The 14,962-nt window shown below is 48.6% G+C and carries 13 protein-coding genes; 10 read left to right on the top strand and 3 right to left on the bottom strand.

Annotated elements, in window-relative coordinates:
- The first annotated feature begins 338 nt into the window (after positions 1–338).
- The 5 genes from speE to KH172YL63_RS20820 all read left to right on the top strand — a co-directional run bounded on the left by speE (position 339) and on the right by KH172YL63_RS20820 (position 4,770).
- On the top strand, positions 339–1,169 hold the full coding sequence (gene speE / locus KH172YL63_RS20840) for a spermidine synthase (RefSeq protein WP_173107873.1): 831 nt from the start codon (positions 339–341) through the stop codon (positions 1,167–1,169).
- A 110-nt stretch (positions 1,170–1,279) separates the two neighbouring features.
- Positions 1,280–2,152 (top strand): agmatinase, encoded by an 873-nt coding sequence (speB, locus tag KH172YL63_RS20835; RefSeq protein ID WP_169215486.1) that lies wholly within the window; start codon positions 1,280–1,282, stop codon positions 2,150–2,152.
- A 223-nt stretch (positions 2,153–2,375) separates the two neighbouring features.
- Complete coding sequence (locus tag KH172YL63_RS20830; RefSeq protein WP_232066071.1) at positions 2,376–2,813, top strand: YwiB family protein; 438 nt, start codon at positions 2,376–2,378, stop codon at positions 2,811–2,813.
- 4 nt (positions 2,814–2,817) lie between these two features.
- The gene (gene argS / locus KH172YL63_RS20825) at positions 2,818–4,488 is read left to right on the top strand and encodes an arginine--tRNA ligase (protein WP_173107871.1); all 1,671 of its coding nucleotides are present in this window, start codon (positions 2,818–2,820) and stop codon (positions 4,486–4,488) included.
- 102 nt (positions 4,489–4,590) lie between these two features.
- Positions 4,591–4,770, top strand: a complete 180-nt coding sequence (locus KH172YL63_RS20820) for a XapX domain-containing protein (RefSeq protein WP_032086963.1) — start codon at positions 4,591–4,593, stop codon at positions 4,768–4,770.
- Here the strand turns inward: KH172YL63_RS20820 and KH172YL63_RS20815 are convergent.
- The 3 genes from KH172YL63_RS20815 to cls form a co-directional block, all read right to left on the bottom strand.
- A complete protein-coding gene (locus tag KH172YL63_RS20815) occupies positions 4,763–5,416 on the bottom strand; it encodes a Dph6-related ATP pyrophosphatase (RefSeq protein WP_173107870.1) in 654 nt (217 codons plus the stop codon). The genes KH172YL63_RS20820 and KH172YL63_RS20815 overlap by 8 nt on opposite strands.
- Positions 5,417–5,496: 80 nt before the next feature.
- On the bottom strand, positions 5,497–6,450 hold the full coding sequence (gene uvsE / locus KH172YL63_RS20810; RefSeq protein ID WP_173107869.1) for a UV DNA damage repair endonuclease UvsE: 954 nt from the start codon (positions 6,448–6,450) through the stop codon (positions 5,497–5,499).
- Positions 6,451–6,461: 11 nt separating this feature from the next.
- Positions 6,462–7,667 carry a cardiolipin synthase gene (gene cls, locus KH172YL63_RS20805; RefSeq protein WP_173107868.1) on the bottom strand — a complete coding sequence of 402 codons (1,206 nt, stop codon included), beginning with the start codon at positions 7,665–7,667 and terminating at the stop codon, positions 6,462–6,464.
- A gap of 291 nt (positions 7,668–7,958) precedes the next feature.
- Here cls and KH172YL63_RS20800 point away from each other — a divergent pair, with 291 nt between their 5' ends.
- From KH172YL63_RS20800 to KH172YL63_RS20780, 5 genes are all read left to right on the top strand, one after another.
- Positions 7,959–10,076 (top strand): 4Fe-4S dicluster domain-containing protein, encoded by a 2,118-nt coding sequence (locus tag KH172YL63_RS20800; protein WP_173107867.1) that lies wholly within the window; start codon positions 7,959–7,961, stop codon positions 10,074–10,076.
- A 343-nt stretch (positions 10,077–10,419) separates the two neighbouring features.
- Positions 10,420–11,607 (top strand): acetyl-CoA C-acetyltransferase, encoded by a 1,188-nt coding sequence (locus KH172YL63_RS20795; protein WP_173107866.1) that lies wholly within the window; start codon positions 10,420–10,422, stop codon positions 11,605–11,607.
- Between the two features lie 47 nt (positions 11,608–11,654).
- A complete protein-coding gene (locus KH172YL63_RS20790) occupies positions 11,655–12,506 on the top strand; it encodes a 3-hydroxybutyryl-CoA dehydrogenase (protein WP_173107865.1) in 852 nt (283 codons plus the stop codon).
- A 27-nt stretch (positions 12,507–12,533) separates the two neighbouring features.
- Positions 12,534–13,670 carry an acyl-CoA dehydrogenase gene (locus KH172YL63_RS20785; protein ID WP_173107864.1) on the top strand — a complete coding sequence of 379 codons (1,137 nt, stop codon included), beginning with the start codon at positions 12,534–12,536 and terminating at the stop codon, positions 13,668–13,670.
- A gap of 97 nt (positions 13,671–13,767) precedes the next feature.
- The gene (locus KH172YL63_RS20780) at positions 13,768–14,907 is read left to right on the top strand and encodes an acyl-CoA dehydrogenase (RefSeq protein WP_173107863.1); all 1,140 of its coding nucleotides are present in this window, start codon (positions 13,768–13,770) and stop codon (positions 14,905–14,907) included.
- Positions 14,908–14,962: the final 55 nt, after the last annotated feature.

The raw sequence follows: 14,962 nt of genomic DNA, 5'->3' as shown, positions 1-14,962 counted from the left end.
TTATGTTTAGTGTGTAGTATCAGTATGAAAAGATTTACGAGATTTTAAACGTCAAAGGTTTAGAAAAAATTTCACTTGAAATTTTGCTAGATTCCACTATACTTTTTCTCATGTTTGTATTTATCTTGATAGGGAAGGATAAAAATGACGTCTGTTGGGGACGTTTTTATAAATAGGAGTAAATACGATGTTGGGCTTTCGCTTTGACGCAGAAATCGATTTGGTCATGGCATGGCCGTGAGGGAACATTGAACGAGTCGCGGATGATGTTGACAGCAAAGACCGGCACCTGATTCAAAATATGAATTAAATTGAAAATAAGAAGGGAAGTTGAAACAATGAGTGGACTTTGGTACACAGAGAAACAAACAGAAAACTTCGGAATCACGATGAAAATCAAGAAGACTTTACATACAGAGCAAACGGATTTTCAATATCTTGAAATGGCTGAAACAGAAGAGTGGGGCAACATGCTGTTCCTTGATGGAATGGTGATGACAAGCCAGAAGGATGAGTTCGTTTATCATGAAATGGTGGCGCATGTTCCATTATTCACGCATCCGAACCCTGAGAAGGTATTGGTAGTAGGCGGCGGAGACGGTGGCGTTATCCGCGAAGTATTGAAGCACCCAAGCGTGAAAAAAGCCGTTCTTGTTGAAATTGACGGGAAAGTGATCGAGTACTCTAAGAAATATCTTCCTGAGATTGCGGGAGAGCTTGAAAACGAGCGCGTAGACGTGCAGGTGGACGATGGCTTCATGCACATCGCGAAAAGTGAAAACGAGTATGACGTAATCATGGTTGATTCCACTGAGCCTGTCGGGCCGGCAGTAAACCTGTTCACTAAAGGATTCTATGCAGGAATCTCAAAAGCATTGAAAGAAGACGGTATCTTCGTTGCACAATGTGACAACCCTTGGTTCAAGGCAGATCTTATCCGTCAGGTACAAAGCGATGTAAAGGAAATCTTCCCGATCACACGCCTGTACACTGCGAACATCCCGACGTATCCAAGTGGACTGTGGGCATTCACGATCGGTTCCAAAAAGCACGACCCGATCGCTGTACCGGAAGAGCGTTTCCACGACATCGAAACGAAATACTACACGCCGGAACTGCACAACGCAGCATTCGCCCTGCCTAAATTCGTTAAAGACCTAACAAAATAAAACCGTTTGAGGGACGGACCTCACATATGAACGGTAAATCGCGATAAATCAAGGAGGGACGGACCTTTTCAAAGGTCCGTCCCTCTCCTAAAAAAGAGAGGTTGAAGAATATGCGTTTTGATGAGGCTTATTCAGGTAATGTGTTTATTAAGAGTCATCCGTCTTATGAGGACAGCCAGGTGGTCCTTTATGGTATGCCGATGGATTGGACGGTAAGTTATCGTCCCGGGTCCCGTTTTGGTCCTGCACGCATCCGCGAGGTGTCGATTGGGCTTGAGGAGTACAGTGCGTACCTTGACCGTGAGCTTGAAGAAGTGAAGTACTATGATGCAGGTGACATTCCACTGCCGTTCGGTAATCCGCAGCGCAGCATCGATATGATTGAAGATTATATTGACGGCCTTTTAGGCGACGGGAAGATCCCGTTCGGAATGGGCGGAGAGCACCTTGTGTCTTGGCCTGTCATGAAAGCCGTGGCGAAAAAGTACCCTGATCTTGCCATCATTCATATGGATGCCCACACGGATCTGCGTGAAGAGTATGAAGGGGAGCCGTTGTCCCACTCGACTCCGATCCGCAAGATCGCCGAGCATATCGGACCGAAGAACGTCTACTCATTCGGGATCCGTTCCGGAATGAAAGAGGAATTCCAATGGGCGAAAGAAAACGGCATGCACATTTCTAAATTTGAAGTGCTTGAGCCGCTGAAGGAGATCCTTCCTCAGCTTGCAGGCCGTCCGGTTTATGTGACGATCGATATTGATGTACTGGATCCTGCACACGCACCCGGCACTGGGACTGTAGACTGCGGAGGTATCACGTCGAAGGAACTTCTGGCGTCGATCCATGCCATCGCCCATTCAGATGTGAATGTGGTCGGTGCTGACCTCGTCGAAGTGGCACCAATCTATGATCCATCCGAGCAAACAGCCAATACAGCAAGCAAACTGATCCGTGAAATGCTTCTGGGCTGGGTAAAATAATTGTTGAAATCCCCTTCCGGCAAAAGAAGGGGATTTTTGTTGGAATAAGCAAGCCTCTCCGCATAAACCGCTTACATCCCGCCAAAAAATGAAAACTCACCCTGTTCCATTGCAATTTCCCACAATACTTCTTATACTTAATTAGTTAGAAGGAAGGCACGTCTCTACCGGGGACGGACCTGTCACTTGATCGGACCCTAATAAAGAAAAGGATGTGAGTGGTTTGACGGCAAAAACAGATTTTACCCCTGTCAAGGTTCACTTGAAAACCAAAATCACGATAGGAGAAGAAAGTGACTCTTTTGAATTGGTATCATTCGGTCGATACTATGAAAAAGGAGATGCGGTTTTTCTTAAGTATGATGAGGTTCAAGAGGAAGGGACCACTCATACGATTGTCAAAGTAACCGACACTCAAGCCCTCATCCTGAGAAGCGGTGCCGTGAAGATGAGGATGGCCTTTAATGAGTCAGAGGAGCAGAACGGCTCATACGAAAGCCAGCTTGGCACACTGCTGCTTACAACCAAAACCAAACAACTTTCACATACACAAAATGAGTCAAAACTGGAAGGGGATTTCAGCCTTTCTTACGAGTTAAAGATGCAAGACAGTCCCGTTGGGGATTATGTGATGTCCATTCACTATAAGGAGGAAGCATAGAAGCATGAATATCGTTGAAAAAGTACAAGAAAACCTGAAAGCAGAAATCAAAGCCGCGGTCCTGAAAGCGGGACTTGCAACAGAGGATCAGATCCCTGATGTCATCCTTGAGATCCCGAAGGAAAAATCACACGGGGATTATTCGACGAACATGGCGATGCAGCTTGCCCGTGTCGCGAAGAAAGCGCCCCGCATGATCGCAGACGACATCGTTGCAAACTTCGACCAGTCGAAGGCTTCCATCGAAAAAATGGAGATCGCAGGCCCAGGATTCATTAACTTCTACATGAACAATGCATACTTAACAGACTTAATCCCATTGATCCTTGATCAAGATCAGGAGTACGGTCAATCGAATGCCGGAAATGGTGAGCGTGTGAACGTCGAGTTCGTATCTGCCAACCCTACCGGGGATCTTCACCTTGGACATGCCCGTGGAGCGGCGGTCGGTGACTCTCTCTGTAACGTCCTTGAAAAGGCCGGTTATCAAGTAACACGCGAATATTATATCAATGACGCCGGAAACCAGATCCACAACCTGGCAATCTCTGTTGAAGCACGTTACTTCCAGGCACTTGGACAAGACAAGGCGATGCCTGAGGACGGGTACCATGGTGCGGACATCATCGGGATCGGGAAGAAGCTTGTTGAAGAATACGGCTCTAAATATGCAGAAGTAAGCGATGAAGAGCGCTACAAGTTTTTCCGTGAATACGGTCTGAAGGTCGAGATGGCAAAACTTCAGAAGGACCTTGAAATGTTCCGTGTACCTTTCAACGTGTGGTATTCCGAGACATCCCTGTACGAAAACGGGAAAATCGATGCAGCACTCGATAAGCTGAAAGAAAACGGTCACGTCTACGAAGAGGACGGTGCTACATGGTTCCGTTCAACTGAACTTGGCGATGACAAGGACCGTGTTCTGATCAAGAATGACGGGACGTACACATACCTGACTCCAGACATTTCTTATCACCAGGATAAGTTCGAGCGGGGCCATGACGTGCTGATCAACATCTGGGGAGCGGACCACCACGGATACATCCCCCGTATGAAGGCAGCCATCGAAGCACTCGGCTTTGATCGTGACAAGCTGGAAGTAGAAGTCATCCAACTTGTGCACCTTTATAAAAATGGTGAAAAGATGAAGATGAGTAAGCGTACAGGTAAAGCTGTGACGTTACGCGAGCTTGTAGAGGAAGTCGGCCTTGATGCGGTACGTTACTTCTTCGCGATGAGAAGTGCCGATACCCATATGGACTTTGATCTGGACTTGGCGGTTTCCCAGTCCAATGAAAATCCTGTGTACTATGCCCAGTATGCCCATGCCCGCATTTGCTCCATCCTACGCCAGGCTGAAGAGCAGGGGCTTGCGTCTGAAGACAAGATCGACCTGAAGCTGATCGGCACTGAAAAAGAAGTGGATTTACTGAAGAAGTTAGGTGAATTCCCACAAATGATCGCCGACTCGGCAGAAAAACGCACACCTCACCGTGTAGCGAATTATATCAATGATCTGGCATCAGCTTTCCACAGCTTCTACAATGCCAATAAAGTATTGGATGATGAAAACCGCGAACTGACGACTGCACGTCTTGCACTTGTAAAAGTGGTGCGCGTCACATTGCAAAATGCACTTGCCCTGATCGGGGTAGATGCACCGGAAAAAATGTAATGAACATAGCAAAAGGTCCGTCCCTCAAAGGGTGGACCTTTTTCTTATAATTTTCCTGATTTAACGTATAATAGTAGAAGACAAAATGTTCAGGAGGCTATTATGAAAACGGTTGTGTTAGCGATTGTAACTGGATTTTTAGTTGGGTTCATATTTGCGCTTTTCAAACTCCCCATTCCTGCGCCGCCAGCGCTTGCCGGCATTGCAGGCATTGTGGGGATCTACCTTGGGTTCAAGGCATTCATGGCAATCCAGCCTTGGATTGAATCGGTCTTTAAGTGATTCTTACATAAGAAAACCGGTCCCACTTCCGGTAGGTTCCGTCGATGGTGTAAGCCACCGGTTCCCGGAATGCCGGGCCGTCAAACACAAAGCTGTGGAATTCACCATTCTCCCCGCAAGGGTCAACAGAGTCGGGAAGGTCACGAAGAAAATCTTCATCGTAGACGCGCCCAAGAAACCGGGGATCAAGCTGCTCTTCGTCGACGCAGACAATCACGGCTCTGTAGCCCTCCTTTAAGAATGTCTGTGACAGTGACTGTGTATCCCTTCCCCATAATGGGAATACAAGATCAAGCCCGCTTTCTTTCATTTGCTCTTCCCGGTATGCCCGGATATCCTCTAAGAAGAGGTCCCCGAAGCCCATATGGGTGAAACCATCCCCCTGAAGCTTTTCTAATGCACCCTTCATGACTTGTTCATATTGCTTATTATCAAGCGTATCTTCAAACCAAACCGGATAAAGAGGCAGCCCCAATTCGTGAGCCTGCTTTTGCACAAGAGAAAAAGGCACTTCATGCATCATCATCCGTTCCGTTTCCTTCAAGAATGTGGTGAAAAGACCGTGTACACGTTCATTTTTCATTACTTCATGAAGCATCATCATACTGTCCCGTCCGCCGCTCCATGAAAGGCAAAGCTTATCCATCTTCCATTCCCCCTTTGAGGTAAGTATATCGGATAGAGGGAGGGGGAGGAACTAAAAAAGACGGACACCCACATGTCCGTCTACCACTCAAGCGTCCCACCGTCGACGCGCTTCACCCCGCGGATGGAAGCCAGGTCGTCTATCAGCTTCAGCATGGCCAAATCCTTGTGCTTTGCTTCAATCATGAAATCCGCGTCCTGACCGGTGGCCTTCAGCGTTTTGAAGAAGGGTTCCACAAAACCTGGATCGACGAGGTCAGCGTGGGAGCGGAAGGCTTTGTCCGATTTGGGGGAGGAGATATGTATTTTAGGGACCAGGTCCCGCCTGTCCCAGGTGGCAAAGATGTCTTCCAGTTGATCCTCAAGCGGCTTTTCATCGGGATTGGCCTCATGGTGATGGATATCGAGGACCATGGGGATGTCTTCTTTCTGACAAGCCTCCAATGTTTCTTCGACCGTATACGTTTTGTCATCGTTCTCGAGGGTCATGATTTCTTTAATATCCGGAGGCAGGCTTTTGATATTTTCATGAAAGCGCACGAGCGTCGCTTCTTTATCTCCGTAGCTTCCTCCGATATGGATATTGATGACGCCTTCTTTTTCGATGCCCATGTATTCAAGCATGTGATAATGATAGACCATATCTTTTACCGCATTGTCGGTCACATGCTGTTTCGGGCTGGTGAACAGGGTGAACTGATTCGGGTGGAAGCTCGCCCGGATCCCGAACTGTTTGATAAGGTCCCCGATTTCCTTCCATTCTTTTTGAAAAGGGGTATGGAAATCCCATGCCGCTTCCGGATGGGTGGCAAGGGGGACAAGGGAGCTCGATAATCGGTAGAGCTTGATTTCATGGGCGGCACAGAGGTAGAGGATCCGTTTCGTGTGGGCAAGATTCAATCTTGTCACTTCCTTCAATCGCTCCAGCCGCTCATTCTTAGGGCATTCTGTATATCGTTTGAACGTCATGGTTTTGGCAGGGCTTGCGTCCCATAATGAGAGGGAGTTAGCCACAAATCCAAGTCGTACTCTCATGTGCCTTCCCCCTAGAGTAAGATTGAGATCGATGAAGCGATTTTTTCCTTCACGCGGGTGAGGAGGGAAACGGAAGCAAGATCTGATTCGCTTAATGGATCGGAAGCCTCCATGTCTTTTTTCATTTCCTTCTTCAGCGTCTGGATGAAGCCTTCATCGAAAATCAGGTTGTTGATTTCAAAGTTGATAAAAAAGCTCCGTTTGTCGAAGTTGGCCGTACCGATATCGCAGAAGTGGTTATCGACGATCAACACCTTCGCATGGTAAAAGCCGTTCATGAATTGATATACCTTCGCACCCTTTGACAGCAGCGTCCTGAAATAAGGGAAGGCCGCTTCCTTCACGAGCATATGGTCTGCATAATTTGGGATGATGACCCTTACCTGAACGCCACGGTCGAGGGCATTGCACAGTGCATCCATCAAGATCGGGGTCGGGATGAAGTAAGGGGTGCCGATGATTACTTCTTCACGGGCGCCGTCTATGAACTTTTTAAAGAAATCCTCGATATTGACGCCTTCGGTCGGGAAAATCTGATGCTGACAGCTCCCTTTTCCGGCTGGAGGGAAATACTGTTCATCATTTCTCAGTTCTTTTCCGGTTGCACGGAACCAGTCGATACAGTACTCGGTCTGCAGGTCGTGGACGCCTTCGCCTTCAAGGCGGAGATGATAATCCCTCCACGGGGACAGTTCAGGTATGTCGTTTTCATCGATGTATTCCTTCCCGATATTATAGCCGCCCAGGTATCCGATCTTTCCGTCGATGACGGTAATTTTCCGGTGGTTCCGCTGTTGGGAGGAAAAGAAGAAATAAGGGGGCTTTACCCTCCTGCAGAAGTCGACTTCCACACCTGCATCCCGCAGCTCCCGGACTTCCGATTTCGGCACATTATGGCTTCCGATTTGGTCCATCAGCAGGCGGACTTCCACGCCTTCCTTTGCTTTTTCTTTTAATAATTCCATGAACCTCAAGGCAAAGTGATCATCCTGTACGATATAAAACAAGACATGGATGGAGGAATCCGCTTCTTTTATTTCCTTGAACATGACATCGAAAAGCTCCGGCCCCCTGGAAAACAGCCGGATGTCGCTGTGACGCTTTTCGTAATCCCTCCTCGTCCGCGTACGGATGAATTGACTTCTTCCTAATTTAAAATCGATCAACAGCCAGGCAATAACGGCCGTCACTATGAATAATGGGATTAACCACCACATAACATCACTCTCTCATCTGCATTGAATTTAGTATGTCCTTAAATTGTCTTTCGTTGCATCCATTCTTCTTTTCCCATTAAGGAGCGAGATTGAAACCTGCGAGGTATACAAAAGACCTATTTCTTTCACACCACCAAATGAAAAGGTTTTCATTTTCTTTGGAAAAACCATTGACTGAATGCTCATTCATAATATAATGGATATATGAACTATTCAGAATATTAATTTGGTTTATAAAAGTTTGAACAAAGGGGAAGTTCAATTTAGGCCAAAGTAGGGGGAGTGTTTGTTATGAATGGGTTGCTCATTCTCAATTGGGTTGCATTCATTCTTGTAACCGTTTACGCACTTAGCTTGTTCGTGTATGTAGTAAAGACGAGAATTGAATATATTAAGCTCGGGAAAAAAGTCGAGTTCGACAAGCGGTTCAAAGAGCGATTCCAGAAGATCCTGGTCAATGTCTTCGGACAGAAGAAGCTTTTGAAGGATAAGAAAAGTGGTGCGATCCACGTCATGTTCTTCTATGGGTTTATCCTGGTTCAATTCGGGGCGATTGATTTCATCTGGAAAGGACTGGCTCCAGGAAGCCATCTGCCGCTCGGTCCATTATATCCAGGCTTCACGTTCTTCCAGGAACTTGTCACATTGATGATCCTGGTAGCGGTTGTATGGGCTTTCCACCGCCGCTATGTGGAAAAGCTGGTTCGTTTAAAGAGGGGCTTCAAGTCAGGCTTGGTCCTGTTATTCATCGGCGGTCTGATGTTATCAGTGCTCGTCGGAAACGGGATGGGGCTCATCTGGCACGGTGAAGAACTGTCTTGGACAGAGCCGGTTGCATCCCTGATTGGAGGGGCACTTGGCGCAATCGGGGAAACGGCATCCATCGTCATCTTCTATGTGGCTTGGTGGATCCACCTCTTATTCTTACTGGCATTCCTTGTGTATGTGCCGCAATCGAAGCACGCTCACTTGATCGCAGGACCTGCCAACGTTTATTTCAACCGGTTGGATAACCCAGGGAAGTTGAAGCCGATTGATTTCGAAGACGAATCAGCGGAAAGCTTCGGGGTAGGGAAAATCGAAGAATTCACACAGCATCAAATGATCGATTTCTACGCATGCGTGGAATGCGGACGCTGTACGAATATGTGTCCGGCTACGGGAACAGGGAAGATGCTGTCCCCGATGGACCTGATTGTGAAGCTGAGGGATAACCTGACGAACCACGGTGCGGTCGTCACCCAGAAGAAACCCTGGGTACCGACATTCGCATTCAACGGCACGAAAGGGAATCAGCTTGCGATGGCAGGCGCGACCCAGGCTGCGGAAGAAGCGGCTGCTGGTGCGACTTACAGCCCGAGCCTGATCGGGGACGTCATCACGGAAGAAGAAATCTGGGCATGTACGACGTGCCGGAACTGTGAAGATCAATGTCCGGTCATGAACGAACACGTTGATAAAATCATCGACCTTCGCCGTTACCTCGTCCTCACGGAAGGAAAGATGGATGCAGACGCACAGCGCGCCATGCAGAACATCGAGCGCCAGGGGAATCCTTGGGGTCTGAACCGTAAAGAACGTGAAAACTGGCGTGAAGCGAGAGAAGACGTCACGATCCCTACGGTAAAAGAAATGAAAAAAGCGGGAGAAGACTTCGAATTCCTATTCTGGGTCGGATCCATGGGTTCATTTGATAATCGAAGTCAAAAGATTGCGCTATCCTTTGCCAAGCTGATGAATGAAGCGGGAGTGAAGTTCGCGATCCTTGGAAATAAAGAGAAGAACTCCGGTGATACACCGCGCCGTCTCGGGAATGAATTCCTGTTCCAGGAGCTTGCAGGCCAGAACATCGCCGAGTTTGAAAAGAATGAAATCAAGAAGATCGTGACAATCGATCCGCATGCTTATAATATTTTCAAAAATGAGTATCCTGACTTCGGGTTGGAAGCAGAGGTCTACCATCATACAGAGCTTCTTCATCAGCTCGTGCAGGAAGGCCGTTTGAAGCCGCAGTACGAAGTGAACGAAACGATCACATTCCACGACTCCTGTTACCTCGGCCGCTACAACGAGGTGTATGATCCACCACGTGAAATCCTGAAATCGATCACCGGCGTGAAGCTTGTCGAGATTGAACGCAACAGGGAAAAAGGCATGTGCTGTGGAGCCGGCGGAGGCTTGATGTGGATGGAGGAAGACGCAGGTCACCGCGTCAACGTTTCACGTACCGAACAGGCGCTTGCGGTCAATCCTTCCGTCATCAGCTCAGGATGCCCTTACTGCCTGACGATGCTGTCCGATGGTACGAAAGCGAAGGAAGTGGAAGAGAAGGTTTCCACACTCGACGTAGCAGAAATCCTCGAAAAAGCAGTGTGCGGCGATCAAACAGATCAACCGGCTGCTTCATAAAAAGAATATTATCATTTTGATAATGATTGATCGGCACGTTTACCTTATCAACATGTAAAAAACAGGAGTGAAACAAAATAGTCTCTATTGCGTTTCACTCCTATTATTTTTCTGCAATAATAAATTGTATAGAAAAATAAAAACTTTCTAAAAAATCATTACGTTCGATGGGAATTTGGAGTACAATAAGAAGTATATAAGGGACAAAAACTGTCCCTTCTCTTGTGAATATGCGTTGAGCGAGCGTTCAGTCGAGAATCGTTTCAAATTTTTTTAACGGAAATTGAAAGCGTATACAAATCTATCGGAAATGAACTTTCATATAAAAAGGAGAGCGATTGAGATGGGAAAAACGGTCATTTTAGACGGAGCGAGAACACCTTTTGGGAAATTCGGAGGGGGATTGAGCCAGTTCACTGCAGCAGAGCTTGGCGGTTTTGCCGTGAAGGAAGCATTGAGCCGTGCAGATGTGAAGGGTGACGAGGTAGAGGAAGTCATCCTTGGGTCGGTCTTACAAGGGGGACAGGGGCAGATTCCTTCCCGCCAGGCTTCACGGCATGCGGGCCTTCCCTGGAATGTCAAAACGGAAACGATCAACAAAGTATGTGCTTCAGGGATGCGCAGCGTGACGCTTGCCGATCAAATCATCCGTGCAGGCGACGGTGAAGTCATCGTGGCAGGCGGCATGGAGTCGATGTCAAATGCACCGTACCTCCTGCCGAAAGCGCGCTGGGGATTTAAGATGGGAGACTCCCAGGTGAAAGACTCCATGGTCCACGACGGACTGACGTGCAGCTTCAACCATGTCCACATGGGAACGTACGGGAACGAAACAGCGAAGGAATTCGAGTTATCAAGGGAAGAGCAGGACAGATGGGCACTGAGAAGCCATGAACGGGCAGTGAAAGCGACTGAAGAAGGACTGCTTGGTGAAGAAATCGTTGCCGTCGAAGTGCCGCAGCGAAAAGGCGCTCCAGTGGTGGTTGATAAAGATGAAGCACCACGAAAGGAAACATCGATCGAAGCGCTGGCTAAATTAGGACCGGTCTTCGGTTCTGAAGGTACGATCACTGCCGGGAACGCACCTGGGGTCAACGACGGCGCAGCGGCCATGGTGCTAATGAGTGAAGAAAGAGCGGAAAGGGAAGGTAAACAGCCGCTGGCAACGATCATCGGTCACACTGCTCTAGCGGTTGAAGCAAAGGATTTCCCGCAGACACCGGGTCTTGTCATCAATGAATTGCTTAAGAAAACAGGCAAATCGCTTGAAGACATCGACCTGTTTGAAATCAACGAGGCGTTCGCCGCAGTCGCATTGACGAGCGGAAAAATTGCCGGCCTCGATCCTGAAAAAGTCAATGTGAACGGCGGGGCGGTTGCACTCGGTCATCCGATCGGAGCAAGCGGAGCCCGCATCATCCTGACACTTGCATACGAACTGAAACGCCGCGGCGGCGGCATCGGCATTGCGTCGATCTGCAGCGGAGGCGGTCAGGGAGATGCAATCATGATCGAGGTTCCGAAACGCTAGAGACGCATAACCATATAAATTTTCACAATGAAGAAGGAGAGAACACAATGAATATCAAAAAGATCATGGTCATCGGTGCGGGACAGATGGGATCAGGGATTGCCCAGGTATGTGCCCAGGCCGGTTTCAGCGTATATCTGAACGATTTGAAAGAAGAATTTGTCCAAAAGGGCATGGGGATCATCGCGAAGAACCTGACACGCTCCGTGGAAAAAGGAAGAATGTCGGAAGAAGATAAAACGGCAACGGTGAACAGGCTGATTCCATCCACAGACATTCAGGATGCCAAGGAAGTCGATCTTGTCATCGAAGCAGCGGTGGAGAACATGGAAATCAAAACAAAGATTTTCGCCCAGCTGGATGAGATCACACCGGGGCATACCATCCTTGCTTCCAATACGTCTTCACTGCCGATCACGGAGATTGCTGCAGCGACGAAGCGTCCCCACCAGGTCATCGGGATGCACTTCATGAACCCTGTGCCGGTGATGAAGCTTGTTGAAATCATCCGGGGGCTTGCCACGACGGATGAAGTGTATCAAGTGATTGAGGATATGACAAAGGCGCTTCATAAAGTACCGGTTGAGGTGGAGGATTTCCCAGGGTTTGTTTCGAACAGGATCCTGATGCCGATGATCAATGAAGCGATTTATACCCTTTACGAAGGAGTGGCGAGTAAAGAAGCGATCGATGAAGTGATGAAGCTTGGGATGAATCATCCGATGGGACCGCTGACTCTGGCAGACTTCATCGGTCTGGATACATGCCTGTATATCATGGAAACGCTGCATGAAGGCTTTGGTGACGATAAATATCGTCCGTGCCCGCTTCTGCGCAAATATGTGAAGGCTGGCTGGCTTGGCCGCAAGACAGGACGGGGCTTTTATTCATACGAATGACAACGATGAACATCAGGGGGGATAGGCATGGAGTTACGATTCACGGAAGAACAGCAGATGATGAGGAAGATGGTTCGGGATTTTGCCCAAACAGAGATCGAACCTTTTATAGAGAAGATGGAAGAAGGGGAGTTCCCGCGGGAAATCTTAAACAAGATGTCCGCGCTCGGCTTGATGGGGATCACCGTTCCTGAGAAGTACGGCGGCTCAGAGATGGACTTCACTTCTTATATTATTGCAATCCATGAGCTTTCGAAGGTCAGTGCGACGATCGGGGTCATCTTATCGGTCCATACGTCGGTGGGGACGAATCCGATCCTTTACTTCGGAAATGAGGAACAGAAGCAAAAGTACCTTCCAAAGCTTGCTTCAGGGGAATACCTGGGGGCTTTCTGTCTGACAGAGCCGAGTGCAGGATCCGACGCGAAAAGCCTGAAATCCCGTGCTGAAAAGCGTGGGGATCATTACGTGTTGAACGGATCGAAGGTGTTCATTACAAATGGTGGCGAAGCGGATACATATATCGTATTTGCCACGACGGATCCATTGAAGGGAAGCCGGGGTGTGTCTGCCTTTATCGTCGAGAAGGATACGCCGGGTCTTGTCATCGGCAAGGACGAACATAAGATGGGCCTCCACGGTTCACGGACCGTTCAGCTGACATTCGAGGATATGTTAGTGCCTGAAGCGAACCTTCTCGGCCAGGAAGGGGAAGGCTTTAAAATCGCGATGGCCAATCTGGATGTGGGCCGGATCGGGATTGCTGCCCAGGCGCTGGGGATTGCTGAAGCGGCATTTGATTATTCAACGGCGTATGCGAAAGAACGTGTGCAATTCGGGAAGCCGATTGCAGCCCAGCAGGGGATCGGCTTTAAGCTTGCCGATATGGCGACTGCGGTTGAAGGGGCTAAGCTCCTTGTGTACCGGGCTGCCGATCTTCGTTCCAACAACATCTCCTGCGGAAAAGAAGCGAGCATGGCAAAGCTGTTCGCGTCGAAAACGGCGGTTGAAGTGTCGACGGAAGCGATCCAGGTGTACGGGGGTTATGGCTATACGAAGGAATATCCGGTTGAGCGCTTGTTCCGTGATGCGAAGGTGACGGAAATTTATGAGGGTACGAGTGAGATTCAGCGGATAGTGATTGGGAAGAATCTGCTGGTGTAAGTAAGTAGGGTGTTTTGGGCGCCGGCTTGTTGTCAGGCACCCGAGTTGGAATATATGATTCGCACGGAAGTTTAGTAGATATGGGGAGGAATACCAGATGAATTTTAGATTATCGGAAGAGCATGAGATGATTCGTAAGATGGTCCGTGATTTTGCACGGAATGAGGTGGCACCGACTGCCGCTGAGCGGGATGAGGAAGAGCGCTTTGATATGGATTTATTCAAGAAGATGGCGGAGCTTGGATTGACGGGGATTCCCTGGCCTGAAGAGTACGGCGGGATCGGTAGCGATTATTTGGCGTACTGCATCGCTGTAGAAGAGCTTTCAAGAGTGTGTGCATCTACAGGGGTGACGTTATCCGCTCATACATCCTTGGCAGGGTGGCCGGTATATAAATTCGGTACAGAAGAACAAAAGCAGAAATATCTTCGTCCAATGGCCCAGGGTGAGAAAATCGGTGCATACGGACTGACAGAGCCGGGGTCAGGATCTGACGCAGGCGGGATGAAAACAACAGCCCGCTTGGAAGGAGACCATTACGTATTGAACGGTTCTAAAATTTTCATCACAAACGGCGGGATCGCTGATACGTACATTGTGTTTGCTTTAACGGATCCTTCACAACGCCAGCGTGGAACGAGCGCGTTCATCGTAGAGGCAGGCTTCGAAGGGTTCTCTGTAGGCAAAAAAGAGAAGAAGCTGGGCATCCGTTCCTCTCCAACAACTGAAATCGTGTTTGAAGATTGTAAGGTTCCTAAAGAGAATATGCTGGGGAATGAAGGAGATGGATTTAAGATTGCCATGATGACCCTCGATGGAGGCCGAAACGGCATCGCCGCTCAAGCAGTGGGGATTGCACAAGGGGCACTGGATGCGTCGGTCGAATATGCAAAAGAGCGTGAGCAGTTCGGCAAGCCGATTGCTGCGAACCAGGGTATTTCATTCAAGATTGCAGATATGGCTACGTCCATTGAAGCTTCCCGTCTATTAACCTACCAGGCTGCGTGGTTGGAGTCTGAAGGCCTTCCGTACGGGAAAGAATCAGCGATGTCGAAGCTGATGGCCGGGGATACGGCGATGAAGGTGACGACAGAAGCGGTTCAAATCTTCGGCGGATACGGCTACACGAAAGACTACCCTGTAGAGCGCTATATGCGTGATGCGAAGATTACTCAGATTTATGAGGGGACGCAGGAGATTCAGCGGTTGGTTATTTCACGGATGGTGACGAAGTAAGGGATTTTGTTGGAGAGACCCTGCTGGAAGAATCTGCGGTAAGGTTGAAATCGTG

The sequence above is a fragment of the Bacillus sp. KH172YL63 genome, from assembly GCF_011398925.1.
Classification (GTDB): Bacteria; Bacillota; Bacilli; order Bacillales; family Bacillaceae_B; genus Rossellomorea.
The sequence above is the reverse complement of the archived record's forward strand: the minus strand, read 5'-3'. Positions and strand labels throughout refer to the sequence as shown.

Coding starts and splice junctions, on each gene's coding strand:
- speE (WP_173107873.1), top strand. CDS start 339: ATGAGTGGACTTTGGTACACAGAGAAACAAACAGAAAACTTCGGAATC.
- speB (WP_169215486.1), top strand. CDS start 1,280: ATGCGTTTTGATGAGGCTTATTCAGGTAATGTGTTTATTAAGAGTCAT.
- argS (WP_173107871.1), top strand. CDS start 2,818: ATGAATATCGTTGAAAAAGTACAAGAAAACCTGAAAGCAGAAATCAAA.
- KH172YL63_RS20820 (WP_032086963.1), top strand. CDS start 4,591: ATGAAAACGGTTGTGTTAGCGATTGTAACTGGATTTTTAGTTGGGTTC.
- KH172YL63_RS20815 (WP_173107870.1), bottom strand. CDS start 5,416: ATGGATAAGCTTTGCCTTTCATGGAGCGGCGGACGGGACAGTATGATG.
- uvsE (WP_173107869.1), bottom strand. CDS start 6,450: ATGAGAGTACGACTTGGATTTGTGGCTAACTCCCTCTCATTATGGGAC.
- cls (WP_173107868.1), bottom strand. CDS start 7,667: ATGTGGTGGTTAATCCCATTATTCATAGTGACGGCCGTTATTGCCTGG.
- KH172YL63_RS20800 (WP_173107867.1), top strand. CDS start 7,959: ATGAATGGGTTGCTCATTCTCAATTGGGTTGCATTCATTCTTGTAACC.
- KH172YL63_RS20795 (WP_173107866.1), top strand. CDS start 10,420: ATGGGAAAAACGGTCATTTTAGACGGAGCGAGAACACCTTTTGGGAAA.
- KH172YL63_RS20790 (WP_173107865.1), top strand. CDS start 11,655: ATGAATATCAAAAAGATCATGGTCATCGGTGCGGGACAGATGGGATCA.
- KH172YL63_RS20785 (WP_173107864.1), top strand. CDS start 12,534: ATGGAGTTACGATTCACGGAAGAACAGCAGATGATGAGGAAGATGGTT.
- KH172YL63_RS20780 (WP_173107863.1), top strand. CDS start 13,768: ATGAATTTTAGATTATCGGAAGAGCATGAGATGATTCGTAAGATGGTC.